This window comes from Nonomuraea sp. PA05, assembly GCF_008086045.1.
In the GTDB taxonomy this organism is placed as follows: domain Bacteria; phylum Actinomycetota; class Actinomycetes; order Streptosporangiales; family Streptosporangiaceae; genus Nonomuraea; species Nonomuraea monospora.
In genome coordinates, this window is sequence record NZ_VSEY01000028.1 from 25,841 (window position 1) to 51,578 (window position 25,738).

Here is a 25,738-nt window from a genome sequence, read left to right on the forward strand (position 1 = left end):
GGGCATAGACGTCAACGTGACATCGACATGGGGGGATCGTCACCGGAGGTCGAGGAGGGGTCGTTCTTGAGCTCGTCGAGCTGGTCGGGCAGCTCGGCAAGCTCAATCAGCTCCGCCTGGCACCGCTCACACGTGTCGAGGTGGCGTTCGAAGGCCTCGTGCTCCTCCTCATCGAGGACGCCGAGGACGTAGGCGGCCACCCCGTCATGCATCAGCCGGCTACCCCCTTGTCCCGCAGCAGTTCGCGGAGAGCCCGGATCCCGTAGTAGAGCCGGGACTTGACCGTGCCCGGTGGGATCCCCAGAATCTCCGCCGCCTCACTTATCGTACGGTCTCGGAGGTAGGTCTGCTCAATGACTTCGCGGTGTTCTTCGGACAGGGACCGCAGCGCGTCAGCGACGACCATCGCCGATAACGCTCGCTCCGATCCATCGGGCACCGACATCATGTCGACTTCGGGTGGCTCGACCTCCTGCGGCCGGACACTCTTCCGCCGACGACCATCAATGACTATGCGACGGGCCACTGTCAGCAGCCACGCCCATATGAGGCTCGGTTCCCATTGCAGTCTTGCCGAGTTCCGCCAGGCCCTGACGATCGTCTCCTGCACGACGTCTTCAGCCCACTGAAGGTCGTTACCTGTTGATTTGCGTACGTGGCGCAGCAGAGGGCCGCCGAACTCCTGGTAAAGCACCGCGATGCGATGCTCCGCCTCGGCATCCGCACTCTCGAACCTGCCGTCGAGGTGACCTAGCACGGGGCACATCTTTACACCTTCGTTATCCAAGCGGTAGCCACTCCGATAACTCCAGTCATTTCTAACTATTCCCGGCCATGCGTGAACCTGGACCGAGACGGCCGCGTACCTCCGACCATGCACAGGCTTTTGCGCGGCGAGTTGTTCATGCTCGGCGGCTTCGTGGTAGCCGCCGCCGTGACGATCGCGCTGGTCATGCCGCCGGCGATCGATCCCGCGGCCGCCCAGTGGACGCAGACCTCATCAGGGCCGCTCACGGCCGCTGACCGCGATCTGCTGATCAAGGTACGCCAGGCGGGGCTCTGGGAGATGCCCGTCGGCGAGTACGCCCAGACCCGCGCCGAGTCCCAGCGTGTGAAGGAAGTCGGCAAGTTGATCATGGAAGAGCACATGGACCTCGACCTGATCACGCGTCAGACCGCGAAGAAGCTCGGCGTGGCCCTGCCCGACGAGCCCAACGCCGACCAGCAGAGCTGGATGGCCCAGCTGGCGGCCGAAAGCGGGCCGGCCTTCGACAAGGACTTCGCGAACCTGCTGCGTGCCGCGCACGGCAAGGTCTTCACCGTCGTGGCGGGCGTACGGTCCGGGACCCGCAACTCCGAGATCAGGAAGTTCGCCCAGGAAGGCATCAACTACGTGATGCGCCACATGGGTTACCTCGAGTCCACCGGGCTGGTCGATCACAACCAGCTGCCCGAACCCCCGACGCCCTCACCCGCTCCACCCGTCGCACTGGCGGTTGAAAAGAGGAGACACACATCATGAGATCCAGACGCATGGCCGCGGCCGTGACCACCCTCGCGGTGGTGGCGGGTGGCCTGGTGTCCGCGGCCGTCATTGGCGTCGGCCCGGTTCTGGCCGACCACTGCGACCCGGCGGAGGCCACCCAGTCACCCTCGGCGTCACCTTCGTCGAGCCAGACCCAGCAGGGCCGGAACCAGAACCAGGACCAGGATCAGAACCAGGACCAGGGACAGAACCAGGACCAGGACCAGGGCCAGCAACAGGATCAGAACCAGCAGGGACAGCAACAGGACCAGCAACAGGATCAGCAGGGCACCGGGCAGAACGACGACCAGCAGGCCCCCCAGGGCGGCGGCATCGCGCTGCTCGACCCCGCGCAGTCCCCCGAGGCGGACGCCGGCGACGGCACCGACAACGGCACCGGCGCTGACACCGGCACCGACAACGGCACCGGGGCCGACAACCCGGAGGCCGCGCCGGAGGAGACCGCCAGCACCTTCGGGCGCCGCCGCGGCGGCAACCAGTCCACCCGCACGCCCACCCCGAGCCCCAGCCAGACCCAGAGCCCCACCGCCTCGCCCACCGGCTCGGCCTCGCCCTCCCCCACCGCGACGGGCGGCGGCGAGGAGGAGCAGTGCGCCGACCTGGGCCCGTTCCCCGAGGACTTCGTCGACATCCGGCAGGTCGGGCGGGTCAACAACAACGTGCGCTTCAACAGGAACGGCTCGCGCGGCACGTTCGTCTCCCGCTGCGGCACCAACCAGAACGGCCACAACAACCCGGACAACTTCATCGTCGCCCCGGGCGTGAGCAACGGTGCGCACCACCTGCACGACTACGTGGGCAACCTGTCGACGGACGGATTCTCCACCGACGAGAGCCTGGCGGCGGCGGGCACGACCTGCCAGCGGGGCGACCTGTCCACGTACTTCTGGCCGGTCCTGCGGGACCGCAGGTCGGACGCGAACGCCAACGACCCGGACGGCAACGTCGGCCAGGTGCTGCGGGCCCGCTCGGTGTCCCTGGAGTTCCGCGGCAACGCCTCCTCCAGGGTCGTGGCCATGCCGAGGTTCCTCAGGCTGATCACCGGCGACGCGAAGGCCGCGACGAACGGCACCGCCAACGCCAGGGCGGCCTGGACCTGCACGGGATTCCAAAATCGCATAACTCCCGATAAATATCCGCTTTGCCCGCGCGGCAGCCAGGTCGTTCGTATCCTGGACTTCCCCAGCTGCTGGGACGGTCAGAACACCGACAGCGCCAATCACCGCACGCACGTGGTCTTCCCCGGCCAGGGCGGCGCCTGTCCGCAGGGCACCAGGGCGATTCCGCAGCTTCGCATGACCCTCACGTACACCGTGCCGCAGGGTCCGTCCTTCGCCTTGGACGCCTTCCCGGAACAGAAGCACAACCCGGTCACCGACCACGCGGACTTCGCCAACGTGATGCCCGACCGGCTGATGCAGTTCGTCGTCTCATGCATCAACCGCGGCCGCCGTTGCTGACCTGATCGTCGCCCTCTTGGGCAACGCAGCTCTCCGAGTCGCACCCTCACCCGACCTTGGAGGGAAATAGATGCTCCACAGACGACACCCCAGGCACGCCCCCACCTTGCTGGACACCAGGAACGTCCGGCTGGGGGCGAGCGCCTCCATCGCGGCCCTCGTGCTGACAGTGTTCGCGCTGACCAGGACGGAACGCGGGATCGCGCTGCTCGGCCGAGGGGTCGGCTTCCTCGAGTTCTACGCGGGCGTGTTCGCCCTGGTGCTGCTGACCGCGACCGTCGCGCTCGGCCTGCTCACCACGGAACGCGTCTTCCTGTCACCGGCCAACCGGGTCAAGGCCCAGCTCGCCCACCGGGCCACCGCGCTCATCGGGCTGGCTTACCTGATCACGCACATCACCCTCATGATCAGCCTCGGGCACGTGCCGCCGGGGGCGGCGGTCGTGCCGGTCGCCGGGATCGCCGTGGGGCTCGGCACCCTGGCCTTCGACCTGATGGTCGTGGCCGTGGTGACGGGGATGCTCAGGGGGCGGTTCGCGACGCGGACCAGGCCGTGGATGTGGCGGATCCTGCATTCCGCCGCGTACCTGGCCTGGCCGGTCGGGATCATGCACGGACTGACGGCCGGCCGCCCGCCGGCCGGCTGGGTGGCCTGGTCGTACGTGGCCAGCATGGCGGCGGTCGGCGGCGCGCTGATCGTCCGCGTGCTGGCGACGGTCCGCAGGCCGCCGGTCGTGCCCGAGAAGGTCGAAACACCCGCCGTTACCGCGCCGGCCGCCATGGGCGTGCCGTCAGAGCGGCCACAGAAGGCTCCCCAGCAGGCTCCCCAGCGCGCCCCGCAGAAGGTGGCGGCCGGAGCGTCCGCCGGGATGCCGAGCCCCGTGAGCCTCGCCGAGGCCCGCCGCAGATACCGGGAGGCAGGATGAACCCGCTGGTGGCCCGACCGGTTCCCGCACCTCGCAAGGAGCACATGTGATTCCGGCCAGAGTGCCACGGGTGTTACGCATGGGTCCGGCCCGGCTGACCGCCGGGCTGGACCACTGCCGTCGTCTGGACCTGCCCGCCCACCGCACCCTCCACGGCGTCGTGGAGCCCAGGGAGCTGGGTGAGCTCATCTCGTACGCCAACGAGGTGGACATGCGCGGCAGGGGCGGCGCGGCCTTCCCGTTCGCCCGCAAGCTGCGGGCCGTGGCCGACGCGGCCCGCTCGGCCGGCGAGTGCGTCGTGCTGGTCAACGGCGCCGAGGGCGAGCCCGCCAGCTCCAAGGACGCCATGCTGCTCACCCGCAACCCGCATCTCGTGCTGGACGGCGCAGTGCTGGCGGCCGAGGCGCTGGGCGCCCGCGAGGTGGTCGTGGCCACGGCAGGCGGCGAGGTCGCCGAGGCGTCCGTCACCGCGGCCGTGAACGAGCGCCGCGCCGCCAACGTGTCCGGCGGAGCCGAGAGCCGGGTCCCGATCAGAGTGGTCGGGATCAAGGAGCGGTTCATCTCCGGCGAGGGCGGCGCGCTGGTCAAGGCCGTGAACGGAGAGGAGGGCATCCCGCCGGGCAGGAAGAAGCGCGCCGCGACGAGCGGTGTGGACGGGTTGCCGACGCTGCTGTCCAACACGGAGACGTACGCGCAGTTCGCGCTGCTGGCCGAGTACGGGCCGGAGAAGTACGCCGAGGTGGGCACCGCCAAGGAGCCCGGCACGATCCTGCTCACGGTCAGCGGCGGCGCGGCCCACGGCGCCGTCATCGAGGCGCCGGCGGGGACGTACCTGTCGGACGTGCTCGGACTGTGCGAGGCGGAGATCGGCGACGGCGTGCTCATCGGCGGCTACCACGGCGCGTGGCTGTCGGCGGACGTCGTCGAGACCGCCGTGCTCTCGCGCGAGGGCATGAAGCAGGCCGGCGCCACGCTGGGCGCCGGGATCATCGTCCCGCTCGGCGAGTCCACCTGCGCACTGGGCGAGGCCGCCAGGGTCGCCGCCTACCTCGCGGCCGAGTCCGCGGGACAGTGCGGGCCGTGCCGGCTCGGCCTGCCCGACATCGCCAAGGCCATGTACGCGCTCGTCGAGGGCACCGGCTCGATCGACGCCGTACGGCGGTGCGTGCGCGGCGTCGAGCGGCGCGGCGCGTGCTTCCACCCGGACGGCACGGCCAAGTTCGTGCTGTCGGCGCTGGACGCGTTCGAGGTCGAGATCGCCACGCACCTGGAGCAGGGCTCCTGCGGGCGCCCCGTGCGCGGGGTGCTGCCGATGCCGGAGCGCGAGGCCGAGGCGCAGTACCGGCTGGAGGTCGACTGGTCCCGCTGCCAGGGTCACGGGCTGTGCGCGCACCTGCTGCCGGAGTTCGTGGACCTGGACGACTACGGGTTCCCGTCGTTCCGCCAGATCCCCGCGTTCATGGCCAAGGACGCGCGGCGGGCGGTCGACATGTGCCCGGCGCTGGCGCTGCGGCTGGCGCAGACCACCGGCGGCGACCACGGCGGCGCGCCCAAGCCGGCGGGCAAGCCGCTGCGACTGGTCAAGGACGGAGTGATGAAGAAGGCGGGAGAAAGCGTGCCGCGGCTTTCCCGCGTCGGCATCGCGCGCGCGTGAATGGACGAAGAAGAATGGCGCCTGTTCCGGTTGAGGCGGGTCACATGATCGAGCCCCTTACATAAACGGGCTCGCCGATCCGCACCATCTGGAACAGGCGCTTGGACGCCGTCAGCGGCACGCGCACGCAGCCGTGAGAGGCGGGGCGGAGCGGCACCTTGGTCGAGCCGTGCATGGCGATGCCGCCGACGAAGTACAGCGAGTTGAACATGGAGCCGAGCCGCCCCGTCGTCCAGCCCGGCGCCCGCCGCGAGACTCGGAAGTCGCCGACCGGCGTGATGGCGTTGCCGCAGCGGCCGTCCTCGCAGTAGCGCACCTCGGCGCCGGACGAGATGTGCGTGATCAGCGCGGGCTTGCGGTCGCGGTAGACGGTCAGGAGCTGGTCGCGCAGGTTGATCTCCACCCGGTCCGCGCCGCCGTTCGGCACCAGCGGGCGCCGCCGCGACGGCCGCTCCAGCGCCGTCCACACCCGCGACCCGACCTCGGCCTGCGGCATCAATTTGCGGTGCTTCTGCAGCGCCCAGACCGCCATCTTGGTCTGGTCGTCGTAGACGCCGTTGATCTTCCCGAAGTAGTAGTGGCCGCGGTGCAGCCGCTCCTGCAGCAGCTTGACGGCCTCCCCGCGGGCTCCGGGCCGCAGCACGACGCCTTCCACCTGTCCGGTCGAGTCCGTGTGGTCGGCGGACGCGGGAGCCGGGAGCCCGCAGACAACGGCGGCGCTGACACCAAGGGCGGCTATTGTTTGAAGCTTTATCCTCATAAATCAACGCCTACCCGCACCGCTGAGAATTCATGGCTTTTGTCAAGCAAAGCCCCGGCTAATAACCGGATCCCGCCAATATCGGTTATTTCGTATTTAGGCGTCTCGAATGCTGAGCAACCATCCGCCGCACGCCAGCGCCGCCGCGGCCCACGCCGCCGCCACGCCGAGCCCCGCCCACGCGCCGATGGGCATGGCGGACAGGCTCGTGGTGGCCTGCACGGCCAGCCCCGCGTTCATCGGCGACAGCCGCCACAGCACGAGCTGCACGTCCTCGTCCTGGATCAGCAGGGCGAGCATCGGGAAGAGATAGATCAGCCCCAGCACGGCGCCCGCCGACACCGCCGAGTCCCGCACGGCCGTCGCCACGCCCGCGCTCAGCACCGCGATCAGCGCGAGATACAGCACAGAGCCGGCCGCCGCCCGCAGCGTGGGCCCGTCGGAGAGTGACAGCGGCGGATAGCCGTGCTCCGGTGTGAAGCCGTTGCCCGGCAGCAGCAGCCGCGCCGCCAGCAGGGAGCCCAGCACGCCGAGCGTCCCCGCGGCCAGCGTCAGCCCGGCCAGCAGGCCCGTCCTGGCGGCCAGGGCGGACATCCTGCGCGGCATCGCCGTCAGGCTGGTGCGGATCATCCCCGTGCTGTACTCGCCGCAGACCGCCACCACGGCCAGCAGCGCCACCAGCCCTTGGCCGAGCTGGACCCCGAACAGGGCGATCCGGGTGGCGTCCTGGCCGCAGCCCGCCGACGGGCAGGTCATCGCGCCGGAGGCGGCGGCGCCGCCCGCCACCGTCAGCACCACGATGCCGAGCAGCAACCAGCCGGGCCCCGTCACCGTGCGCAGCTTCGTCCACTCGGCGTGCAGTTCGCGCCTCACGCGTCCCTCCCGTTCAGCCTGCGCACGGCCAGGCCGAGCGCGACGGCCGCCCACGCGCACAGCACCGCGAACCCGCCCCACGGCGGCAGCGGGAAGTACCCCATCGCGGGCACGTAGTGCGAGGTCACCTGCTCGTACTCCGGCACGCTCTGCTGGATCGCGAACCCGGCCGCCGGGGTGAGCCGCAGCAGCCACCGCGAGACCTCGTCGGGCAGGATGGACGCGGTGCCCAGCACGTACGGGACGATCAGCACCAGGATGGCCGTGATGACCGCCGGCGCGCTGCGGCGGAACAGGGCGCCCAGCGCGAGGGCGAGCACGGCCGACACGGCCAGCACCCCCGCCGCGCCCGCGATCACCCGCAGCTCCGTGAGCGTGCTCACCGGCAGCGTGAAGATGCCGTTGCCGCGCAGGATCCGCACCGCCAGCGGCACCGTCACGCCCGCGCCCGCCAGCCCGGCCGCGAACGTGACCGCGCCCACCACCGCGGCCTTGGCCACCAGCACCCGGCCGCGCCGCGGACTGGCCAGCAGCGTCGTGCGGATCAGCCCGCGCCGGTACTCGGCGGTCACGAACAGCACCGCCACCACGATCGCCACGACGAGCGCGATCAGCGAGCCGGTCAGCGTGCGCTCGACGGTGCCCTCGGCCGTGTTGGGGGCGATGTCGCCGGTCCCCGTGACGGCGAACGTGTCGCCGTTCCTGGCGAGCCCGCCGGGGTGGTGCGGGGTGCCGTCCGCGTCGTACTCCACGCCGATGTCGTTCTGCTGCCACTTACCGGACGTCGCGCCGCCCACGGTGACCTGGTCCATCAGCGCGGTGACCTCGCTGAAGCGCCCTGCCGTGGCCGTGCCGCCGAGCGGGTTGGTCTCCACCCGCACGTCGGGGGGCGAGGCGGCGAACAGGCCCACCCGCACCGTGGCGGGCAGCCCCGCCAGCCGGGCGGTGCCGACCCTGGTCCACTGCTCGCCGTCGGACGACTCCTCGCCGACGATCGTGTCCCGCTCGCGGCTCAGGCGCAGCCAGCGCGGCGATTGCGCCGACACCTTCTGCGGGCTGCCCGCCACGTCCTCGGTGAAGTCGTGCTGCATGCGCACGCCGTGCGCGCCGGTGACCATCACCGCCGCGTACGAGGCCCCCTGCTCGGTGCTCGCCTTGATCATGAGCCCGGCCTTGGCCCAGGGAACCACGCCGGGTACGACGTTCCGCACGCCGGGGGTCGCGTCGGGCAGGCGGATCTGGCCGGTCATGGAGCCGACCCGCGCGGTGATCACGCCGTTGCCGTCCAGCGGCAGGCTGACGAAGTAGAAGCGGTCATCGACCGCCGTGCCGTCCGGGCCCGTCGGCGGCACCGGGCAGGGCACCTCGACGGGGCCCTTGCTGCACGAGGAGTGGCTGCCGGTGGCGAACAGCAGGCCCAGCCCTACGACGGCGAGGCAGACCACCACCATGCCCGCCATCCAGCCGCGTACCGTCCTCAGCTTCGTCCACTCCGCGAGCAGCACGTGACGCCGGCTCATCGCGCCGCCCCCCTGTACTCCACGGCGTCCCTCGTCAGCTCCAGGTACGCCTCCTCCAGCGTCGCCCGGTGCGCGCTCACCTCGGAGAACGGCACCTGGTGCGCGCCCAGCAGCCGCACCACGCCCTCGGCTGGCAGCCCCGACACGACGAGCGTGTCCCGCTCGCTGGCCGTCACCGTCGCCCCGGCCCCCGCCAGCGCCGCCATCGCCGCCGACCTCGCCGTGGTACGCAGCGTCACCCGGTCACGCGACGCCGAAGCGATCAGCTCCGACACCGCCATGTCCGCGACCACCCGGCCCCGGCCCGCCACCACCAGATGACCCGCCGTGTCCTCCAGCTCGCTCATCAGATGGCTGGACACCAGCACCGCCCGCCCCTCCCCCGCCAGCGACCGCAGGAAGGCGCGGATCCACACGATGCCCTCCGGGTCCAGCCCGTTGAACGGCTCGTCCAGCATGAGCACCGGCGGGTCGCCGAGCAGGGCCGCGGCGATCCCCAGCCGCTGCCGCATGCCCAGCGAGAACCCGCCCGCCCTGCGCCGCGCCACCCCGGCCAGCCCCACCTGGTCGAGAACCTCGTCCACGCGCCGCACACCCAGCCCCTGCGAGTGCGCCAGCCACAACAGGTGGTTGCGCGCCGTGCGGCCCGGCTGCAGCGCGCCGGCGTCCAGCAGCGCGCCGACGTGACTCAGCGGGCGCGACAGGCTCCGGTACGGCCGGCCGCCCACCAGCGCGCTGCCCTCGTCGGGGGCGTCGAGGCCGAGCACCACGCGCATCGTCGTGGACTTGCCCGCGCCGTTCGGCCCGACGAAACCGGTCACCTGGCCCGGCAGCACCGTGAACGTCATCCCGTCCAGCGCCCTCGTCCGGCCAAACTGCTTGCGCAGGCCGGTGACTTCGATGGTTGCTTCCATGGGCAGGCACACTAGGCAGCGGGGGGCCTGCCGGTCGTCACGCCTGGGAGCGATTGTCCGGATCACTCTCGCCCGTGAGCGGCCGTCCCTCCTGGGAGGGATGCCGTGCCGGGGGGTGGCGGGAAACAATGAGGGTCGTGGAGCGAGCGTACGGGTGGCAGGCGGTGTGGGCGAGGGTCGTCCGGCGGCTCGCCGGCGCCCGGTACGTGCCCGTCGCGCTCCTCGCGTCGCTGGCGCTGGCCGGGGTGGCGCAGGCGGTCGCGCAGGCCGGGCCCGGGAGCTTCGCCCTGTCACAGACCGAGGTGGTGCCCGCGGGCGACGACTCGGCCGGCGCACCGGTCCCGACGTCCGGCGACGCGACGGGCACGCTTTTGCCCGTGGACGGCGACGCGGCGGCCGGCATGCCCTTGCCTGCGGACGGCGCGGGCGGGGACCCCGATCCGCGGGTGCGCGCCGCGGCCTTCCCGCTGCTCGCCCTCGCCACCACCCTCCCCCTCGCCCTCCTGTGGACCCAGCCCGTCACCGCCGGTCTCCTGGTCACGGGCGCGAGTCTGCTGTCGATCACCGCCTTCCACACCTTCACCCCCGCCGGCCTGATCGCCCAGCTCGTCGCCGCCTACCGGTTCGACGGGCCGCCGTGGCGCGCGGTGGCCCTCACCGTGCCGTTCCCCGTGCTCACGGTGCTGCTGGAGGCGTCCGGCCGGTCCGGCGGCTCGATCCGCCTGCTCGTCCTGCTGCTCGGCTGCCTCGCCCCGGCCGCCGCGCTGGCCGGGATCGCCCGCCGCGCCCGCCACCAGGCCAGGGCCGACACGGCCGCCCGCCAGGTCATCGCCGACAGTCTGCTGGAGCACACGGCGCGCGGCGAGCGCGCCCGCATCGCCAGGGAGCTGCACGACGTGGTCGCCCACCACATCTCCATGGTCGCCGTCCAGGCCGAGACCGCCCGGCTGGCCGTCCCCGGCATGCCCGCGGCGGGGGCGGAGCGGCTGCTGGCGATCGGCGACACCGCCAGGTCGGCGCTGACGGAGATGCGCAGGCTGCTCGGCGTGCTGCGGGAGGACGCGCAGGCGGAGACGACCTGGCACCCGCAGCCCGGCCTGCGCCTGGACGAGCTGAACGAGCTGCTCGACGAGGCCAGGGACGCCTCGGGCAGCAGCACCCGGCTGATCCTGCGGGGTGCGCCGGTGGAGCTGGATCCGGGTGTGGAGCTGGCCGCGTACCGGATCGTGCAGGAGGCGCTCACCAACGCCCGCCGCCACGCGCCGGGGGCGGCGGTGGACGTGGAGCTCGACTACACGGGCGAGACGTTGCGGGTGCTCATCCGCGACAACGGCCCCGGCCCCCGCGACGCGCCCGGCGAACAGGGCAGCGGGCAGAGCGGCGGGCAGGGCAGCGGGCAGGGCGGCGGGCATGGTCTGTCCGGTATGCGGGAGCGGGCGGCGGCGGTCGGCGGTGAGCTGCGCGTCGGGTCCGCGCCGGGCGGCGGTTTCCTGGTCGAGGCGCGCCTGCCGGGCAGGGACGCCGCGTGATCCGCGTCGTCATCGCCGACGATCACCTGGTCGTCCGTACGGGGTTCGCCGAGCTGCTCGACACCCAGCCGGACTTCGAGGTCGTCGGCACCGCGCCCGACGGGGCGGAGGCGGTGCGGGTGTGCCGCGAGCTGTCCCCCGACGTGGTGCTGATGGACGTGCGCATGCCGGGCATGGGCGGCATCGAAGCCACCCGGCTGCTGGCGGGCCCCGGCGGGCCGCGGGTGCTCATTCTGACGACGTTCGACCTCGACGAGTACGTCTACGACGCGCTGCGCGCCGGCGCCAGCGGCTTCCTGCTCAAGGACGTCACGGCGGAGCGGCTCTTCGAGGCGGTCCGCGTGATCGCCGGTGGTGAGGCGCTGCTGGCCCCGGCCGTCACCCGCCGCCTGATCAGCGAGTTCGCCCGCCTGACGCCCCGGCCCGCCGGTCCTGGCGCGGCCCTGTCGGCGCTGACGCCGCGTGAGACGCAGGTGCTGCGGCTGGTGGCCGAGGGGCTGTCCAACCTGGAGATCGCCGATCGGCTGGTGGTGACGGAGGAGACGGTCAAGACCCACGTCAGCCGGGTGCTGAGCAAGCTCGGCCTGCGCGACAGGACCCAGGCCGTGGTCACGGCGTACGAGTCGGGGCTGGTCGTCCCGGGCGAACGCGGCTGAGCACCCCGGCTCAGGGGGCGAGCGCGGCCTCCGCAGGGGGCCGGCAGGCCGTGCGGCGGTACCGGCCGGGGGCGAGGCCGTACTCGCGTTTGAACGCGTTGGCGAACGCGAACTCCGACGCGTAACCCACCTGGGCGGCGATCTCGCTCAACGGCGCGTCACTCTCGCGCAGCAGCCGACCGGCGCTGGACAGCCGCCACCACGTCAGGTACGCCAGCGGCGGCTGCCCCACGAGCGCCCCGAACCGCCGCGCGAACGCCGCCCGCGACAGCCCGGCCCGCGCGCCCAGCTCGGCCACGGTCCACGGCCGGGCCGGGTCGCGGTGCATGGCGTCGAGCGCGGCGCTGACGGCGGGATCGGCCAGCGCCGCCGACCAGCCGGTGACCTCGCAGTTCCCGTGCTCGGCCACGAACCAGGTGCGCAGGATGTACAGCAGCAGCATGTCGAGCAGGGACGAGACGATCGTGTCGGCGCCCAGCCCTGGGCGGTGCATCTCGGCGCCCAGCAGCTCGACGGCGGCGCGTACCTCGGCGTGCAGCCCTGGCCCCGCCGGCAGGTGGATCAGCTCGGGCAGCTCGCGCAGCAGCGGGTGCGCGCGGCTCGGGTCGAGCCGGTAGCCGCCGCACAGCAGCACCGTGGCCGCGCCGGGCCCTTCGTTCGTGGCCGTGGCGAACAGGCCGGCCTCGTCGGTGTACGGGTCGCACCGCGGGTCGGCCACCGGTGTGGACGGGCTGTCGGCGATGGCGTAGCCGTGGCCGTGCGGGAAGAACAGGACGTCGCCCGTGGACAGCGCGATCGGCGGCCCGTCCGGGGGCAGCAGCCAGCCCGACCCTCGCAGGACCACCTGGAAGCCCGCAGAACCCGGCGCGGCGGGGAACCGCTGGCCCCAGGGGGCACGCCACTCGACGCGGGCCGATCGGGGCCGCCCTGTCCGCATGACGGAGATCACGTCACTGAGCACGTCCATGTCGAGGACTCTAGCGTGCGAGACGCTGACGTATGAATAGAAGATCTGAACGCATTGGCCATCTTCAGCTCCCCCTCTACGGTTGCGAGGGTGAAACGAATTCTGGTGACCGGGGCGACCGGCACGGTGGGGCGGCACGCGGTGGAGCTGCTGCGGGAGGCCGGGGCTGAGGTCGTGGCGCTGAGCAGGCGTACCGGCGATCTGCGGGACCTCGCGGCGATGCCGTCGCTGGACGGGGTCACGTCGGTGCTGCTGGTGTGGCCGTTCGACACGGCCGAGGGCGCCCGGGAGGTGCTGCGGGAGAAGCTGGCGGGGCGGCGGGTGGTCTACCTGTCGTCCGCCGCGCGGCGCGGGCCCGAGCGCGAGGTCGAGCGGCTGGTCGAGGAGACGGCCGGGGAGTGGACGTTCCTGCGGCCGCACGCGTTCGCGGCCAACGCCCTGCGGTGGGCGCGGCAGGTGCGGGCGGGCGTGGTGCGGGGCGCTCACGGGGCGGCGGGCATGCCGGTGGTGCACGAGCGGGACGTCGCGGCCGTCGCCGTACGGGCGTTGCTGGATCCGGGGCATCACGGGGCCGCCTACGAGCTGACCGGGCCCGAGACGATCTCCCAGGCGGATCAGGTGCGGATCGTCTCCGAGGTCACCGGGATCCCGGCGCGGTGGGAGGAGCTCGCGCCCGAGCAGGCCAGGATCGGGCTCCTGGCCGAGGGCTGGCCGCCCGGCGTGGCGGAGGAGGTCCTGCGGGCGCAGGCGGCGCTGGTGAGCAGGCCCGCCGCGGTGACGCCGGTGGTGGAGGAGGTCACGAAGGCTCCGCCGCGCTCGTTCCTGGAGTGGGCGGCGGAACACGCCGGCGCCTTCCGCACCCCGCGGCGGCCGTCCCGGTCCGTGATGCGGGCGGCGCGGATCCACGCGTTCGGGGACGCCTCGGTGATCCAGGTCGACGAGGTCCCTGTGCCCCGCCCCGGGCCGGGAGAGGTGCTGGTCGAGGTGGCCGCCACCTCGTTCAACCCGTCCGAGGTCGGCCTGCGGTCCGGGCTGCTGCCGGAGGTGTTCGGCGCGAGCCTGCCGCACACCCTCGGCTGGGACGTGTCCGGCACGGTCGTCGGGACCGGCGCGGGTGTCACCGGGTTCGCGCCGGGCGACCGGGTGTTCGGCATGGTGGACGGCGCGGCGGCCGAGTACGCGGTCGCCCCGGTGCGCGTCCTGGCCCACGCTCCCCGGAGCGTTCCGCTCGCCGACGCCGCCGCCGTCCCCGTTGCCGGGCTCACCGCCTGGCAGGCGGTCCACGAGCACGCCCGTGTCACCGAGGGGCAGAGTGTGCTGGTCAACGGGGCGGGCGGCGGGGTGGGGCTGTTCGCCGTGCAGCTCGCCAAGCTGGCGGGCGCGCGCGTGGTGGCCACGGCGAGCCCGCGCAGCGCCGCCGCGGTCCGCCGCCTCGGCGCCGACGAGGTGATCGACTACACCACGACGCCGCTGCCCGCCGGCACGGACGTGCTCCTGAACCTGATCCCGGGCGCGAACGGGCCATCCGGCGAGAACCGCACCGTCGTATCGATCGCCGGCGGCGAGGGTCACTTCGTCATGCGCTACGACCCGCGCCACCTGACCACCCTCGCCGGCCTGATCGACGACGACGGCCTGGCGGTCGAGATCGCCGAGGGGCACCCGCTGCCCGAGCTGCCTCAGATCCACCGCAGGGCGGAAGCGGGCGACCTGCGCGGCAAGGTCACCATCCTCATGGCGTGAAGTGCCGCAGCACCTCCGGATTCGCCATCGCATCAGGATTGGCCGCGTCCGCCACGGGCGTGCCGAGCAGGATCTTCCGCACCGGAACTTCGAGCTTCTTGCCGGACAACGTCCGGGGAATGCCAGGAACCACCCGGATCTCGTTCGGCACGTGCCGCGGCGACAGCTCGGCCCGCAGCGCGTCGCACAGCTCCCGCTCCAGCGCCTCGCTCAGCGAGGCGCCCTCGGCGAGCGTGACGTACAGCAGCAGCCGCCCTTCCTGCCCGAGCTGCCCGGTGTCGATGACGAGGCTGTCGGCGATCTCGTCGAACCGTTCGACGACCCGGTAGAACTCGCTGGTCCCCATCCGCACGCCGCCGCGGTTGAGCGTCGAGTCGGAGCGGCCGTAGATCACGCAGCTCCCGTCCTCGTTGATCTTGATCCAGTCGCCGTGCCGCCACACACCCGGATAGACGTCGAAGTAGCTCTCGGTGTACCGCTCGCCCCCGGGGTCGTTCCAGAAGCCGACCGGCATGGACGGCATCGGCAGGCTCAGCACCAGCTCCCCCACCTCGCCGGCGACCGGCTTGCCCATCGGGTCGTAAGACTCCACCTTCGCCCCCAGCGACCGGCACGGGATGATCCCCGCCCTGATCGGGTGCAGCATGGTGGCCCCGACGAACCCCGTGCACACGTCCGTCCCGCCGGAGAACGACCCGACGGGGATGCCGGGCAGCTCGGCGGTCACCCAGGCGAAGCCCTCCGGCGGCAGCGGCGAGCCGGTGGAGCCGACCCCGCGCAGCCGCTCCAGCCCCTCGGGATGGATGCCGGCCTTGAGCGAGGCCATGATGTACGGCGCCCCGACCCCGAAGTACGTCACGCCCTCCGAGTCGGCGATCCGCCACAGCGCGGCGGGCGAGGGGTGGGTGGCGGAGCCGTCGTACAGCACGGGCGTGGCCCCCACCAGGAGGCCGCCGATGAGGTAGTTCCACATCATCCAGCCCGTGGTGGTGTACCAGAAGAACACATCGTCCTCGCCCAGGTCCTGGTGGAAGGCGAGCGACTTGAGGTGTTCGAGGACCACGCCGCCGTGCCCGTGCACGATCGGCTTGGGCAGGCCGGTCGTGCCGCTGGAGTAGAGGATCCACAGCGGGTGGTCGAACGGCACCCGTTCGAACTCCAGCGGCCCCTCCTCGGCCCGCAGCCCCTCCCAGCCGATCACCTCGCCGTGCGGCACCTCCTCGGTGTGCCCGATGCCCGGCTCGGCCTGCTGCGGCGCGCGTCCCTCCGCGACCGCCGCCAGGTACGGGATCCACACGGTGGCCCGCAGCGAGGGCAGCTCGGCGGCGATCTCGTTGACCGCGGCCGAGCGGTCGTAGCTCTTGCCGTTGTAGTGGTAGCCGTCCACGGCGATGAGCACCTTGGGCTCGATCTGCTTGAACCGGTCGACGATGCTCGGCACCCCGAAGTCGGGCGAGCCGGCCGACCAGATCGCGCCCAGCGAGGCGGTGGCCAGGCAGGCGATCAGGGCCTGCGGGATGTTGGGCAGGTAGGCGGCCACCCGGTCGCCGCGCCCGACGCCCAGCCGCACCAGCCCGGCGCGCACTCTGGCGACCTCCTCGCGCAGCTCGGCCCAGGACAGCTCCTGCCGGCCGCCGTCCTCGGAGACGAAGACGAGCGCGGTGCCCTCGGTGCGCCGCAGCGCGTTCTCGGCGTAGTTGAGCGTGCTCCCGGCGAACCACGTGGCGCCGGGCATCTCCCCCGACAGCACCGGGCCGTCGCCCCGGTCGCCGATCACCTCGAAGTAGTCCCAGATCGACGTCCAGAAGTCGCCGGGGTGATCGACCGACCACCGCCACGCGTCCTCGTAGTCGACGGGCCGGCCCAGCCATCGCAGGTAGTGGGTCAGCCTGGCGGACTCGACGATCTCTTCGCTCGGCTCCCAGAGAAGCTCGCCCTCAGCAACCATATGCCTCATCCTGTCGCCCGTTAGGGGGAAAGTCATACCCGGCCTTCCCCATAACTTGCTACCTCCGTAGGTGGTCCACCGCCATACGCGCGGCCGTGCCGATCACCGCGTCGGCGCGCGGCTGGTTGAGCGCGGTGCTGAAGGAACGGGTGAAGACCGAGACCGCGTACCGGCCGCCGTCGGGGTACTCCACGACGCCGGACTCGCAGCGCAGCGTCGGCAGCGTGCCGGTCTTGCCGCTGACGGCCACGTCGTCGTACGGGAAGCCGGAGGCCAGCCGGTGCGGCCACACCTGCATGTTGAACACGCCGCGCATCCACGCGCACGACCGCGCGGTGGCCGCCTCGTCCCGCCAGATCATCCCGAACAGCTCCGCCATCTGCCGCGCGGTGCTGCGGTTGGCGCGGGCGGGGTCGAGCGCGCTCAGCTTGGCGATGTCGTCCGGGTCCACGAACGGCCACGCGTGGCCGGTGTCGCGGCCCATGCTGTCGTTCATCTCCCTGGCGCTCTGCACGACCCGGGTGCCGTCCAGCCCGAGCTCCCGCACGGTGGCGTTGACCGCGTCCAGCCCGACCTGGGCCAGCAGCTTGTCGGCCGCCGTGTTGTCGCTCACGGCGATCATCAGGTACGCCAGGTCGCGCAGCGAGATCGTCACGTCGTCGCACATCGGGGAGAGCCCGGTCGGCCCGGACACCCGGTCGTGCGAGGTCACGGTGACCCTGTCGGTGAGCGCGAGCAGCCCGGCGTCGGCGTGCCGGGCGAGCGTCACCAGCAGCGGCACCTTGTACATCGAGGCCGTGGGCATCGGGTCGTCGGCGCCGTGGCCGATCTCGTGCCCGGTGTCGATGTCGGCCGCGTACAGCCAGCCGGTGACGCCGGCGGCCCGGAAGAGCCGGTCGAAGGCGGGCGCGCTCATGCCGGCATCCCCGGCCTGCGGCTGACCCGCCGCACGGGCGCGCTCATGCCAGCATCCCCGGCCTGCGGCTGACCCGCCGCACGGGCGCGGCGCCCTCGTCGGTCATCCCGGCGCTCTCCTTCAACGTACGTACGGCCGCGGCCGAGAAGTCGGCGGACGCGGGCGTCAGCGCGCGCCAGGCGGTGGAGACCCGGCTCGTGATCGGCGAGCCTAGCAGCGGCCTCCAGGTCAGCCCCGGCAGCTCCATCCTCGGCCCGAACGCCACCGCCGCCCCGGCCAGCACCAGCCCGAGCCCCGCGCCGTCGTGCACCTGGGCGGGCACGAAGCCGTGGCGGCGGCACTCGGTCAGCACCTCGGCGCGCCAGCCCGGCTCGCCCTCCTTGGGCGGCATCAGCAGGTCGCGGCCCGCCAGGTCGGCCAGGTGTACCTCGCCGACGCCCGCCAGCGGGTCGCGCTCGGCGAGCAGCACGCCCTGCGCCTGCACCAGGACCTTGCCGAACGTCAGGCCGGGCGCGGCCACGGGGTGGCGGACGAGGCCGACGTCGATCGTGCCCTCGGCCAGCGCCGTCACCTGGTCGGCGGTCCAGACCTCGGCGGGCGCGAGGCGTACCTCGGGGCTGCTCTCGCGGAAGGCCGCGACGAGGGCGGCCAGCACCGTCGCGGCCAGGTCGGGCGGCACCCCGACCTTCAGCACCGTGCCGCGGCCGCCCTGCCTGGCCAGCTCGTGCAGCCGGTCCACGCGGCCGACGATCTCGCGGGCCTCGCCGAGCAGGAGGCGGCCCGGCTCGGTGAGCCTGACCTGGCGGGCCGAGCGGTCGAACAGCCGCACGCCCAGCTCCTCCTCCAGCCGCTTGATGCGCTGGCTGAGCGGCGGCTGGGCCATGCCGAGCCGGATCGCCGCGTTGCCGAAGTGCAGTTCCTCGGCGACCACGATGAAGTAGCGCAGATGCCGGACCAGGTCCATGACCAGCCACTATATCCAGATTTATATCTATGAAGCGGTCATATCAATATTGGACACCACGCTGGGACCTCTGGTGTTCTCTCCGGCATGGCACCACAAACGGGGAGAATCTATGGCAGACGGCGGCGAAGGCGGTGGCCGTGGCTCGTGGCGGCGCTCCTGATCCCGGCCCTCGTGGCGGGCGGCGTCATCTGGGCACTGCGGGTCGAGGGCTCGCCCGAGGAGACGGCCGAGCAGTACCTGGCCGCCTGGTCCGTCCAGGACTACGCGGCGATGCGGGCGCTGGTCGCGGACCCGCCCACCGACTTCGAACGCCTGCACCGGCGCTTCCTCACCGACCTCAAGGCCAACCGTGCCGCCTTCCGCCCGGACGGCGAGCCTGACGGCGACGCCGTCCCCTTCCAGGCCGCCCTCGCCGGCGGCCGCGCCTGGACCTACGACGGCAAGCTCAAGCTCGTCGAACGTGACCGCGCCTGGAAGGTCGCCTGGAGCCCCGCCACCCTGCACCCCCTGCTGAAGAAGGGCATGTCGCTCAAGCTGATCACGCAGCAGGGCGAACCGGTGCGCGTCCTGGCCGCCGACGGCACGAACCTCAACGACGCGAACGCGCCCGGCTCGGCGCAGCAGCTCGTCGAAGGCATGAAGCAGACCTTCCCCGACCGCTTCGCGGCGCTGTCCCGCACCAGGATCGACCTCTACCAGGGCGACAAGCCCGTCAAGACCGTCGCCGCGCAACAGGCGGGCAAAGAGCCCATCCAGACCACCATCGACCTGAAGGTGCACCGGGCGGGGGCCGAGGCGCTGCAGGGCGTAGACAAGCCGGCCTCGTTGGTCGCGCTGCGCGCCTCGACCGGGGAGATGCTGGCCGTGGTCAACGCGCCGGGCGGGTTCAACCGGGCGCTGCTCGGCAAGTACCCGCCCGGCTCCACCTTCAAGGTCGTCACAGCCTCCGCGCTGGTCGCCGACGGCGTCGAGCCGGACCGGCAGGTCGCCTGCCCTGCCGAGAAGAACATCGGCGGCTTCCCCTTCCACAACGCCGGCTTCGAGGACTTCGGCACGCTGTCGTTCCGCGACGCGTTCGCGCACTCCTGCAACACCACGTTCGGCGAGATGAGCGTCGCCGAGCTGAACGGCGGGCGGCTCGGCCAGGTCGCCAGGAGCTTCGGCTTCGGCACCGCCATCACGCCGGGCGTGCCCGCCGTGCGCGCCGAGTTCCCCGACCCCAAGGACGACACGGACCTCGCCTCCGCCTCCATCGGGCAGGGGCGGGTGCTGGCGAGCCCGCTCAACATGGCCTCGGTCGCCGCCGCCATCGCCTCCGGCTCCTACATCCCGCCCCGGCTCGTCACCGGCGAGCCCGTCCCCGGCGGGCAGCCGGCCGATCCCCGGCCGCTGGAGAGTTCCGTGGTCAAGGCCCTGCGCCGGCTCATGCCCGCCGTCGTCACGGACGGCACCGCCCACGGGGGCAGCTTTCCCGCCGGCACGGCTGGGAAGACGGGAACGGCGGAGTACGGGTCCGGCAAGGAGCCGCCCGCGCACTCGTGGTTCATCGGGTATCAGGGGGATGTGGCGTTCTCGGTCATCGTCGAGGGCGGGGGCGCGGGGTCGGCCGTCGCCGCCCCGATCGCGGCCCGCTTCCTGCGCGCCCTGCCCTGAGCCCGACGCCCCACGCGGGCGCGGCGTGCGGGCAAGGCGTGCGGGCAGGACGTGCCGGGCAGGACGTGCGGGCGCGGGGGCGCGGGGGCGCGGGGGCGCGGGGGCGCGGGGGGGCGCAGGCCGTCAGCGTGCCGCGCGGTCCAGCGGCGCCGTCAGGGCCGCGACCGCCGCCACCACCTCGGACGCGTTCGACAGATCGGGCAGCACCACATCGGCCCCGGCCTCCCGCAACTCGGACGCCATCGACCGCCCCGAGGCCACCCCGATCATCCCGGCCCCACCGATCTTGGCAGCCTGCACGTCCCGCGCAGAGTCCCCGATCACCACGGTGTTGGCCGCCGTGAACACCGCCCCCACCCGCTGCTTGGCCCGCGACTGCGCCACCTGCAGCAGGGTCGCCTTGGGATAGACCTCCTCGCCATACCCCCCGAGCTCGAAGTCGACGTACTTGTCGAGCCCGAACGCCTTCAGCTTGTGCACGGCGTTGGCCCTGATGGTCCCGGTCAGCACCGTCTGCGTCACCCCGTCGAGCCGCGACACGGCCTTGAGCGCCGCCTTGGCTCCGGGCATCATCCGCCCGTCCTCGGCCAGCCGCCCGCGCCGGTCGGCGAAGGCCATGGCGAGGGCGGACAGGAAGCGGGGCAGGTGGTCGTCCTCGGCCACGATGCCGTTGACGGCGAGCGTCTCGAAGACGATCTCGGAGTCGGGGCGGCCCGCCGGGGGGACGAGCTTGACCAGGGGCCGCCCGGTCACGACGCGGAACGCCTCGGCGTAGGCGTCTCTGGTCACGATGGCGACGTCGACGAGCGTCAGATCGACGTTCCAGAGCACAAGGCGGTTGATGGCAGCCTCCTGAGGGGTCCCTGCAAGGGTAAGGCCGGCGCCGCCGCCCGGCCCCCGCCTGAGCGATTACGGCATGCGCAGGCGTGGTCGAGCGACGCTCACGAGCAGGTCGAGCGACGCTCACGAGCAGGTCGGGCGATGCTCAGACGTGGTCGAGCGCGTCGGCGAGCCGGTCGACGACCGGCAGCCCCGTCTCCTCCAGCTCGGCCCTGGTGGTCATGCCACCGGTGTAGAGCACCGCCTTGGCCCCGACGTGCTTGGCGGCGAGGCCGTCGTCCACGCTGTCGCCGATCACCAGGACCTCGCCTGGATCGACGCCGATGGCCTCGATGTGCGCGGTCATGTGGGCGGCCTTGCCGCCGCCGGTGGCGCCGGTGAGGCCGTCGATCCTGGTGAAGTGCCGGGTGATGCCGAACGACTCGACCTTGGGCACCAGGTGGGCGTGCGGGGCCATCGAGCAGAGCGACTGCGTGCCCGTCCAGGTGGAGAGGATGACCTCGGCGCCCGCGGCCAGCTCGCACACGTCGCACAGTTTGAAGTAGTGCTCGTGGAAGCCGTCGTCGAGGAGCTGCCACTCGCCGTCGGCGAGCGGGCGGCCGAGCAGGCGCTCGTAGGCGACCCAGATGGGGCGGGTGAAGACGGCGCGGAAGCCGTCCAGTGTCAGCTCAGGCAGCTCGTACGGTCGGAAGATCTCGTTTGTGGCTGCGACCACGGCGTGGGAGTCGTGGAAGAGCGTGCCGTTCCAATCCCAGATGATGTGCTTTGTCATGTCACCTCCCAGCCTAAATGGCCGGTGTGACAATCTGATGAACCGGGGGCTGCGACGGCGCGGCCACAGCCCCCGTCGCCGCTACCTGCAGGCCTTGCCCGTGGTGCCGGAGCCGTTCTGGCCGCCATTGCCGCCGTTCCACTGGACGAACACGCTGCCCCAGGCGCACATGTCCTTGGCCCAGAGCATGTCGCCCCAGTGGCGGCCGCCGTTGCCGGCCTTGAACCTGAACGAGCCGGACCGGCCGTCCGCGGTGTAGACCTTGATGGTGCCGCTCGCGGAGGTGGCCGTCTTGACCTCGATCCAGTTGGTCTGGCACTTGCCGGACCACATGAGCTTGATCGTGCCGACCTGGCCGTTGGCCCGACTGTTGATCTTCGCGCTCTTGACGACCCTGGCCGCGTTGCCGCAACCCGACCGGTAGGGGTCCTGGTGGTCGTACGGCTTGAGCGTGGCCGCCTGGGCCTGCGCTGTCGTACCGGCCAGGAGCGTCACCGCACCCACAGCGATCGCTGCGACTCGACGCATCACGTGGAACCGACTCCTTCAGTCAGACAAATCTTGCTGGGTCGTGACCCTAGCGAGATCCGGCCCGGCGGTATCGGAAACCACGCCCGTCCGTAATCGCACCGTTATGGCCGCAGCAGGTCGGGGATCTCCTGGGTCGCGTACCACATGAGCTCGTGCGCCTCGGCGCCGTCCACGGTGAACCGCGCGTCGTCGTCGCCCTCGTCGGAGGCGGGCAGCGCGGCGACGGCGGCCTCGATGTCGGCCACGGCATACTCGTCGTCGACGTGCACGGCGGCCACCTTGGCCATCGGGATCGGCGCGGCGAGCCGTACCCTGGCGCGTTCCTCCAGTTCGACGCCGACCGTGGCGGAGCGCTCCGGCACCTCGGCGGCGACCACCACGCGGCGGGGCGCGGCCTCGACGCCGTCGGCGCGGTCGGCGGCGAGCATGCGCAGGGAGGCGCGGGCCGCCTCGGTGAGCGCGACATACTCGAGCTCCTCGGTGTCGCCCGAGGCGTACCACTCGATCAGCGCGGGCGTCACCGCGTAGCCGGTCAGCGGGGCGGGGCCCAGCTCCCCGGCCTCGACCGCCGCGGCCAGGGCCGGAAGAGTGCACGGCAGATAGACGCGCATGACGAACCTTTCCATCATCGTGGGCGCACCAGATACCCGTCACCCTACTGATAGGGCCTGGTCACAACGGCATCGACAGGTTATCTGCGCAACGTGAGCCGCAGCAGGGTCTCCATCTCGGCGATGGTGGTGGCCGCGTCGCGGTGGTGGATCCCGGCGATGCCGAGCGCGCGGGCGGCGACGATGTTGGCCTCGATGTCGTCGATGAACACGCAGTCCTCGCCGGTGAGGCCGATCCGGCCGAGCGCGTGCTGGAAGATGCGCGGCTCCGGCTTGCGCATGCCGACCTCGCCGGAGATCACGACGGCGTCGAAGACCTCGTCCCAGTCGTCGCGCGGGTAGGTGTTGGACCAGGAGTTGGACAGCAGGCAGGTCTTGACGCCGTTGCCGCGCACGTCGCGGAGCATGTCGTACATGGCCTCGACCCGTTCGAAGCCGGCGAACATGCGGTCGAGCAGCCCTGCGGCGACCGGCGGCACGCCGTCCACGGTCAGCAGCCGGGCGGCGAGGTCGCTCTCGAAGGCGGCCCCGTCGATCTCGCCCCGTTCGAGCGCGTGCACGAGGCTCTCCCCGTCACCGCCCTGGTAGGCGTGGTCGATCATCTCGCGCATCACGGTGTAGTAGCGGTCGGCGTCGATCCTGTCGGCCGCGATCCATCGGGCGATGGAGTCGGAGAGGCTGGTCGTCAGCACGCCGCCCCAGTCGATGAGCACACCCGTAACCATCGTTCTAGGGTAGAGCGTCACAGATACGACTTTTACCGGAATGCACCTACAATTACCCCGAAATAACCCTTAAAAAAGGACGTCTGAAATATCCCGTTAAGGTGACCTTCCAGCGTTAGTCGCTACCCAGAAGGGACCGCCGTGCGGACGACGATCCTGATCACCTCCCCTGAAGAGTGGACCGCTCCGGGCACCGAACTCTTCGAATTCGCCCCCATCATCCCCGGCGGACCGGAATGGCTCACCAAACCGGTCCTCATCGTCATGCTGAGCTCGGTAGTGGTCATCGCCCTCTGCTGGGCCGCGTTCGCCAAACCGAAGATCGTGCCACGGGGCTGGCAGAACCTCGGCGAGTACGCCTACGACTTCGTACGCGAGCACGTCGCCAAGCCCAACCTCGGCAAGGACTCCGACCGCTGGATGGGCCTGCTCCTGACGATCTTCCTCACCGTGCTCGTCTGGAACCTGATGGGCGTCATCCCGCTCATCCAGTTCCCCGCCGCCGCCTACATCGCCTTCCCCGCCGTGCTGGCGTTCACCGTGTACGCCATCAAGGTCTACCTCGGCGTGCGCCACCACGGCGTGCGCGGGTACCTGCGGGGCGTCGTGTACCTGGAGGGCCTGCCCGGCTGGGCGTACGGCATCTACGCCCCGCTGATCCTCGCCGAGGTCTTCCTCACCTCGCTGTTCACCCACTTCATCCGGTTGTTCGCGAACATGTTCGCGGGCCACCTCCTCGTGGCGTTCTTCGCCTCGGTGGGCTTCTGGTTCCTGTTCGAGCAACTGTCGCCGCTCGGCGCGGCCCTGGGCGTGCTGGGGGTGGCGATGACCGTCCTGATCACCGCCTTCGAGATGTTCATCATGTTCTTGCAGGCGTTCCTGTTCGCCATGCTCGCCGCCATGTACATCGCCAGCGGCCTGCACGGCTCGCACTGACCCCCTCTCAGGCGCGGGCGGCGAGCTTGCGGTGCTCCGGCGAGCGCAGCACCTCGGCCGCCCGCTCCGCGGAGGCCACGGGCGCCTCGGTCAGCAGCCCCCTGGTCTGCTTCAACGTCAGCAGCCGGGTGACCGACTGGTCGAGGCGCTCCTTGGAGATCCGGCCCGACTTCACCGCCGCCAGCACCGCGTTGTACGCCCTGGGCAGGTCGTTCGGCATGAGCAGCAGGTCGGCTCCGGCCAGCACGGCCCGCACCGCGATCTCCCCGTCGTTGTACTTCTTGCGCACGCCCGCCATGTTCAGCGCGTCCGTCGAGATCACGCCCTTGAACCCGAGCTTCTCCCTGAGCAGGCCGGTCAGGATGGGCTTGGACAGCGTCGCCGGGTCGCCCGACGGGTCGAGCTTGGGGAAGACGAGGTGGGCGCTCATCACCGCGTCCACCCCGGCGGCGATCGCGGCCTTGAACGGCGGCGCGTCGATGCGCTCCCACTCCGCCTTGGTGTGCTTGATCACCGGCAGCCCGGTGTGGCTGTCGACGGAGGTGTCACCGTGGCCGGGGAAGTGCTTGGCGGTGGCGGCGATCTTCGCGTCGGCGAACCCCTTGACCGCCGCGGACACCATCTTGGCCACCTTCTGCGGATCATCGCCGTAGGCGCGGCGGCCGATGACCGGGTTGCGCGGGTTGACGTTGACGTCGGCGACCGGGGCGAAGTCGAGGTTGACGCCCAGCGCCCGCAGTTCCTCACCGGTCGCCTCGGCCACCTCCCGCGCCAGGCCGGTGTCCTTGGTCGCGCCGATCTCCGCCGCGCCCGGGAAGTCGGTCATCAGCGCGGACATCCTGGAGACCAGGCCGTTCTCCTGGTCGGTGCCGATCAGCAGCGGCACCTTCTTCGAGGCCCGCTGCATGCCGTTGGTCAGGCCGACGACCTGGCCGGTGCTCCTGACGTTCTGCGGGAACAGGATGACGCCGCCCAGGTGGTACTTCGCGATCACCTTGGCCGGGGTCTGGGCGGCGTACCTGGCCTGGTTCTCGCCGGAGACGGTGTCGGCGGCGGTGCCGTACAGGACGGGCATGAAGAGCTGGCCGACCTTCTCCTCGACGCTCATCCTCGCCAGCACCCGCTGCACGGGGCTCTGCGCCGGGGCGGTGCTCGGGGCAGGGGCGGTGCTCTGCGCCGGCGGGGCGGCCTTGCCTCCGCTCGGCGTCACCTCCGCCGAGCCGCCGCCACCGCCGCACGCGGTGAGCGCGATCACCAGAAGCCCTGTCGTGCCGATCCGTCGAAGCATGACT

Annotated in this window: 25 protein-coding genes; 9 read left to right on the top strand and 16 right to left on the bottom strand. The window is 71.8% G+C overall.

Annotated elements, in window-relative coordinates; translation table 11 throughout:
* Nucleotides 1-11: 11 nt before the first annotated feature.
* Nucleotides 12-212 (bottom strand): zf-HC2 domain-containing protein, encoded by a 201-nt coding sequence (locus FXF51_RS37105; RefSeq protein ID WP_148439394.1) that lies wholly within the window; start codon nucleotides 210-212, stop codon nucleotides 12-14.
* Nucleotides 212-757 carry a sigma-70 family RNA polymerase sigma factor gene (locus FXF51_RS37110; protein WP_080047242.1) on the bottom strand — a complete coding sequence of 182 codons (546 nt, stop codon included), beginning with the start codon at nucleotides 755-757 and terminating at the stop codon, nucleotides 212-214. The genes FXF51_RS37105 and FXF51_RS37110 overlap by 1 nt, the downstream gene beginning before the upstream one ends.
* Nucleotides 758-886: 129 nt before the next feature.
* Between FXF51_RS37110 and FXF51_RS37115 the strand changes: the two genes are divergently transcribed.
* From FXF51_RS37115 to FXF51_RS37130, 4 genes are all read left to right on the top strand, one after another.
* Nucleotides 887-1,522 carry a DUF4142 domain-containing protein gene (locus FXF51_RS37115; RefSeq protein WP_187414774.1) on the top strand — a complete coding sequence of 212 codons (636 nt, stop codon included), beginning with the start codon at nucleotides 887-889 and terminating at the stop codon, nucleotides 1,520-1,522.
* Complete coding sequence (locus tag FXF51_RS37120; protein WP_148439396.1) at nucleotides 1,519-3,006, top strand: DUF1996 domain-containing protein; 1,488 nt, start codon at nucleotides 1,519-1,521, stop codon at nucleotides 3,004-3,006. Before FXF51_RS37115 ends, FXF51_RS37120 begins: the two co-directional genes overlap by 4 nt.
* A gap of 70 nt (nucleotides 3,007-3,076) precedes the next feature.
* Nucleotides 3,077-3,931 carry a hypothetical protein gene (locus FXF51_RS37125; protein WP_148439397.1) on the top strand — a complete coding sequence of 285 codons (855 nt, stop codon included), beginning with the start codon at nucleotides 3,077-3,079 and terminating at the stop codon, nucleotides 3,929-3,931.
* 79 nt (nucleotides 3,932-4,010) lie between these two features.
* A complete protein-coding gene (locus FXF51_RS37130) occupies nucleotides 4,011-5,585 on the top strand; it encodes an NADH-quinone oxidoreductase subunit NuoF family protein (protein WP_148439500.1) in 1,575 nt (524 codons plus the stop codon).
* Between the two features lie 40 nt (nucleotides 5,586-5,625).
* Here FXF51_RS37130 and FXF51_RS37135 read toward each other — a convergent pair whose 3' ends face one another.
* From FXF51_RS37135 to FXF51_RS37150, 4 genes are all read right to left on the bottom strand, one after another.
* A complete protein-coding gene (locus FXF51_RS37135; RefSeq protein WP_187414775.1) occupies nucleotides 5,626-6,228 on the bottom strand; it encodes a L,D-transpeptidase family protein in 603 nt (200 codons plus the stop codon).
* A 213-nt stretch (nucleotides 6,229-6,441) separates the two neighbouring features.
* Complete coding sequence (locus FXF51_RS37140; RefSeq protein WP_148439399.1) at nucleotides 6,442-7,218, bottom strand: ABC transporter permease; 777 nt, start codon at nucleotides 7,216-7,218, stop codon at nucleotides 6,442-6,444.
* Nucleotides 7,215-8,738, bottom strand: a complete 1,524-nt coding sequence (locus FXF51_RS37145; RefSeq protein WP_148439400.1) for an ABC transporter permease subunit — start codon at nucleotides 8,736-8,738, stop codon at nucleotides 7,215-7,217. Before FXF51_RS37145 ends, FXF51_RS37140 begins: the two co-directional genes overlap by 4 nt.
* Nucleotides 8,735-9,652 (bottom strand): ABC transporter ATP-binding protein, encoded by a 918-nt coding sequence (locus FXF51_RS37150; RefSeq protein ID WP_148439401.1) that lies wholly within the window; start codon nucleotides 9,650-9,652, stop codon nucleotides 8,735-8,737. The genes FXF51_RS37145 and FXF51_RS37150 overlap by 4 nt, the downstream gene beginning before the upstream one ends.
* Nucleotides 9,653-9,789: 137 nt before the next feature.
* Here FXF51_RS37150 and FXF51_RS37155 point away from each other — a divergent pair, with 137 nt between their 5' ends.
* Both FXF51_RS37155 and FXF51_RS37160 read left to right on the top strand, forming a co-directional pair.
* A complete protein-coding gene (locus FXF51_RS37155; RefSeq protein WP_222871625.1) occupies nucleotides 9,790-11,181 on the top strand; it encodes a sensor histidine kinase in 1,392 nt (463 codons plus the stop codon).
* Entirely contained in the window at nucleotides 11,178-11,837 is a 660-nt protein-coding gene (locus tag FXF51_RS37160) for a response regulator (protein ID WP_148439402.1), read from the top strand. Before FXF51_RS37155 ends, FXF51_RS37160 begins: the two co-directional genes overlap by 4 nt.
* Before the next feature lie 10 nt (nucleotides 11,838-11,847).
* Here the strand turns inward: FXF51_RS37160 and FXF51_RS37165 are convergent, their stop codons facing one another.
* Nucleotides 11,848-12,804, bottom strand: a complete 957-nt coding sequence (locus FXF51_RS37165) for an AraC family transcriptional regulator (protein WP_148439403.1) — start codon at nucleotides 12,802-12,804, stop codon at nucleotides 11,848-11,850.
* A gap of 90 nt (nucleotides 12,805-12,894) precedes the next feature.
* On the opposite strand from FXF51_RS37165, the gene FXF51_RS62995 reads away from it, so the two are divergent.
* Nucleotides 12,895-14,547, top strand: a complete 1,653-nt coding sequence (locus FXF51_RS62995) for an alcohol dehydrogenase catalytic domain-containing protein (protein ID WP_262380077.1) — start codon at nucleotides 12,895-12,897, stop codon at nucleotides 14,545-14,547.
* On the opposite strand, the gene FXF51_RS37180 is transcribed toward FXF51_RS62995, so the two are convergent.
* From FXF51_RS37180 to FXF51_RS37190, 3 genes are read right to left on the bottom strand one after another with little or no spacing between them, the layout of a single operon-like run.
* Nucleotides 14,537-16,495, bottom strand: coding sequence for an acetoacetate--CoA ligase (locus tag FXF51_RS37180; RefSeq protein ID WP_148439404.1), 1,959 nt, complete (start codon nucleotides 16,493-16,495; stop codon nucleotides 14,537-14,539). The two genes, FXF51_RS62995 and FXF51_RS37180, sit on opposite strands and share 11 nt — an antisense overlap.
* A 58-nt stretch (nucleotides 16,496-16,553) precedes the next feature.
* Nucleotides 16,554-17,411 carry a serine hydrolase gene (locus tag FXF51_RS37185; protein ID WP_148439405.1) on the bottom strand — a complete coding sequence of 286 codons (858 nt, stop codon included), beginning with the start codon at nucleotides 17,409-17,411 and terminating at the stop codon, nucleotides 16,554-16,556.
* A gap of 43 nt (nucleotides 17,412-17,454) precedes the next feature.
* A complete protein-coding gene (locus tag FXF51_RS37190; protein ID WP_148439406.1) occupies nucleotides 17,455-18,375 on the bottom strand; it encodes a LysR family transcriptional regulator in 921 nt (306 codons plus the stop codon).
* A gap of 147 nt (nucleotides 18,376-18,522) precedes the next feature.
* Here FXF51_RS37190 and FXF51_RS37195 point away from each other — a divergent pair, with 147 nt between their 5' ends.
* Nucleotides 18,523-20,031: a penicillin-binding transpeptidase domain-containing protein gene (locus FXF51_RS37195; protein ID WP_262380078.1), complete on the top strand. Its 1,509-nt coding sequence runs from the start codon at nucleotides 18,523-18,525 to the stop codon at nucleotides 20,029-20,031.
* Nucleotides 20,032-20,154: 123 nt separating this feature from the next.
* On the opposite strand, the gene FXF51_RS37200 is transcribed toward FXF51_RS37195, so the two are convergent.
* The 5 genes from FXF51_RS37200 to FXF51_RS37220 form a co-directional block, all read right to left on the bottom strand.
* Nucleotides 20,155-20,862, bottom strand: coding sequence for an HAD family hydrolase (locus FXF51_RS37200; RefSeq protein WP_148439408.1), 708 nt, complete (start codon nucleotides 20,860-20,862; stop codon nucleotides 20,155-20,157).
* Between the two features lie 154 nt (nucleotides 20,863-21,016).
* The gene (locus tag FXF51_RS37205; protein ID WP_148439409.1) at nucleotides 21,017-21,643 is read right to left on the bottom strand and encodes an HAD family hydrolase; all 627 of its coding nucleotides are present in this window, start codon (nucleotides 21,641-21,643) and stop codon (nucleotides 21,017-21,019) included.
* A gap of 81 nt (nucleotides 21,644-21,724) precedes the next feature.
* A complete protein-coding gene (locus tag FXF51_RS37210) occupies nucleotides 21,725-22,171 on the bottom strand; it encodes a DUF2690 domain-containing protein (RefSeq protein ID WP_148439410.1) in 447 nt (148 codons plus the stop codon).
* A 104-nt stretch (nucleotides 22,172-22,275) separates the two neighbouring features.
* Nucleotides 22,276-22,785, bottom strand: coding sequence for a DUF6912 family protein (locus FXF51_RS37215; RefSeq protein ID WP_148439503.1), 510 nt, complete (start codon nucleotides 22,783-22,785; stop codon nucleotides 22,276-22,278).
* Nucleotides 22,786-22,865: 80 nt separating this feature from the next.
* On the bottom strand, nucleotides 22,866-23,510 hold the full coding sequence (locus FXF51_RS37220) for an HAD family hydrolase (RefSeq protein WP_148439411.1): 645 nt from the start codon (nucleotides 23,508-23,510) through the stop codon (nucleotides 22,866-22,868).
* A 141-nt stretch (nucleotides 23,511-23,651) separates the two neighbouring features.
* On the opposite strand from FXF51_RS37220, the gene atpB reads away from it, so the two are divergent.
* Nucleotides 23,652-24,446 carry a F0F1 ATP synthase subunit A gene (gene atpB / locus FXF51_RS37225; protein WP_148439412.1) on the top strand — a complete coding sequence of 265 codons (795 nt, stop codon included), beginning with the start codon at nucleotides 23,652-23,654 and terminating at the stop codon, nucleotides 24,444-24,446.
* A 7-nt stretch (nucleotides 24,447-24,453) separates the two neighbouring features.
* Here atpB and nagZ read toward each other — a convergent pair whose 3' ends face one another.
* Nucleotides 24,454-25,734 carry a beta-N-acetylhexosaminidase gene (gene nagZ, locus FXF51_RS37230; protein ID WP_148439413.1) on the bottom strand — a complete coding sequence of 427 codons (1,281 nt, stop codon included), beginning with the start codon at nucleotides 25,732-25,734 and terminating at the stop codon, nucleotides 24,454-24,456.
* Nucleotides 25,735-25,738 lie beyond the last annotated feature (4 nt).